This window comes from Xanthomonas sp. SHU 308 (assembly GCF_000364645.1).
Lineage (GTDB): Bacteria > Pseudomonadota > Gammaproteobacteria > Xanthomonadales > Xanthomonadaceae > Xanthomonas_A > Xanthomonas_A sontii.
Window position 1 is genome coordinate 1 of the sequence record NZ_AQOK01000487.1, and the last position, 2,413, is coordinate 2,413.

Here is a 2,413-nt window from a genome sequence, read left to right on the forward strand (position 1 = left end):
GCCGCGGATCGCGCGCGGGCGCCGCGGCGCGCCACGGCGCGGCGATGCGCTCCGGCCACAGCCACACGCACAGCCAGCCGGCGGCCAGGCCGGTGGGCACGTCGAGGAAATGATGCTGGTAGGTGGTCAGCACCGACAGGCCGATCAGCGCGAACCAGCCGTGCAGGGCCAGCCGCGCCAGCCCGTGGAGGTGCTGCGCATAGCGCACCCACAGCACCACCAGCAGCACGATGTGCAGCGACGGCGCCTGGTTGAACGGCTTGTCGAAGCCGAGCAGCACCGCGAACAGCCAGCCGAACACGCCCTCGGTCGGCGGCCGCTCGAAACTGAAGCGCAGCGGCCACAGCAGGAAGCAGCCCACCGCCAGCAGTTGCGCGGTGAGCAGGCGCCGCGCATGCGTGTCCAGTTCGACACGCGTGCGGCACACGAAGAACGAGATCACGTAGAACAGGTCGATCGACCAGTACGGGACGATGGTCCACGGCCAGAACGGGATCTGGGTTTCCCAGGCGAACGGCAGCGACGGCACGGCGGCGCGACGCGCGGCCAGCGTGTTGGCCAGGCCGTAGCTGAGGAAGAAGAACGGCCCCAGCAGCGCCAGCCAGGCCAGCGCACGCCGCCACGGCCGCGCGGCCGCCATGCTCATGGCGCGATCCGCTGCGCCAGCGACACGGTGAAGATGCCCCATTCGTCGATGCGCTGCTCCAGCTTGCGGAAGCCGGCCGTGCGCACCAGTTCGTCCATCTCCTGCTGGGTGCGCCGGCGCATCACCCAGGCCGCGCCGCCGCGGTGGCTGGTCAGCGCGCGGGCGATGAACTCCAGCTGCGGATGCCAGGGTTGGCCGGTGTAGGCCAGGTAGCCGCCCGGTTCCACCGCCGCGGCTACGCCCTGCAGCGAGCGCAGCACCTGGTCGTTGTCCGGGAACAGTTCGTACAGGCCCGACACCACCGCCAACGTCGGCCGCGGCTGCAGCGCGGCCAGCGCGTCGCGGTCGAAGGCATCGCCCTGCTCGAAGCGGGCGATGTCGGTGGCGCCGAGCGTGGCGATCAGCGCGCGACCCTGCGCCACGTTCAAGGGGCTGAAATCGCGCAACAGGATCGCGTCGGCGCGCTGGCTGCCGCCGGCCAGCGCTTCGAGCACGTAGCGGCCGTGGCCGGCGGCGATATCCAGCGCGCGCACCGGCAGGCCGGCGGCGCGCAGCCGCTGCATCGCCAGGCCCAGCAGCTCATGCAGGTGCTGGCGGCGCACGCGGATGCCGCGCCAGCCGATCGCATCCAGGTAGTTGCGGTCGATCATCCGCCCCAGCGGGCCGCGCCCGGCCGCCTGGTCGCGGTAGATGTAGTCCAGCGTGCTGCCGGAATCGAAACCGGTCTGCAGGCCGAGGGCGATGCCTTCGGAGAGCTGTCCACCCACGCGCAGGCCGGCGCGCACGCCGCGCCAGCGCAGGTCCTGCAGGCTGTAGCGCTGCGGCGGCCAGGCCAGGCGCTCGGCCTCCTCGAAGGTCGGTCCGCGGCGGTGCGCGTGGCGCAGGCTGGGCAGCGCCGGCACCTCGGCGAAGCGCTCGCGCACGAAGCGGCGGATCTGCGCCAGCGCCGGCGCGCGATCGCGCTCGCCCAGGGTGTCGTGGAAGAAACCGGGCAGCAGGTGGCGCTCCTTCACCGGCGAGGACAGGCGCTCGTAGAAGCGGTCCTGCGGGCCGCGGTGCACCACGAAATCGCTGCCGGACACCAGCAGTTGCACCGGCACGGTGATCGCCTGCGCATCGCCGACCACGCGGTCGGCCGCCGCGTACAGCCCCAGCAACACCCGCACCGAGATCGGCCGGGTGATCAGCGGATCGGTGCGATAGCTCTCGACCCGCGCCGGGTCGTGGGTCAGCCACTGCGGCTTGACGTAGCTGTTGACGAAGAAGTTGCCGCGCAGCGCCTGCATCAGGGCCAGCCCGGGCCGCGCGAACGGCACGTACAGCTTGACCTTGAACGCCGGCGAGGCCAGCACCAGCGCGCGCAGCGGTGGCGCGTAGTCGTGCACCCAGGTGCTGGCGACCACCGCGCCCACGCTCTGCGCCACCACCACGATGTCCTGCACGGCGATGCCGTGGACCTCGCCGATGTGCGCGACGAAGCAGTCCAGGTCGCGCACCAGCGCCGGGAAACCGGGCGCGTCGCCGCGCGCGCCGGGCGAGCGGCCGTTGCCGCGCGCATCCCAGGCGAACAGCGCGCACTCGTCCAGGCCCAGTTCCTCGGCCAGGTGCATGACCCGCCCGGAATGCTCGTGGCCACGGTGCAGCAGCACCACCGCCCGCGGCGGCGCCGCCGGCGTCGTGGCCGGCCAGTGCCGGTAGAACAGCCGTGTGCCGTCGAAACTGGCGAATTCGCTTTCGTTGACCTGCCGCATCCGTTGCCGATTCCTT

General features: G+C 72.2%; 1 protein-coding gene and 1 pseudogene. Both read right to left on the bottom strand.

The window, feature by feature from the left end; all coding sequences use genetic code 11:
- Window positions 1-646: pseudogene (locus D588_RS0114810) on the bottom strand (inositol phosphorylceramide synthase); the annotation flags it as partial.
- A complete protein-coding gene (locus D588_RS0114815; protein ID WP_017916539.1) occupies window positions 643-2,397 on the bottom strand; it encodes a bifunctional alpha/beta hydrolase/class I SAM-dependent methyltransferase in 1,755 nt (584 codons plus the stop codon). The gene D588_RS0114815 and the pseudogene D588_RS0114810, both read right to left, overlap by 4 nt.
- Window positions 2,398-2,413 lie beyond the last annotated feature (16 nt).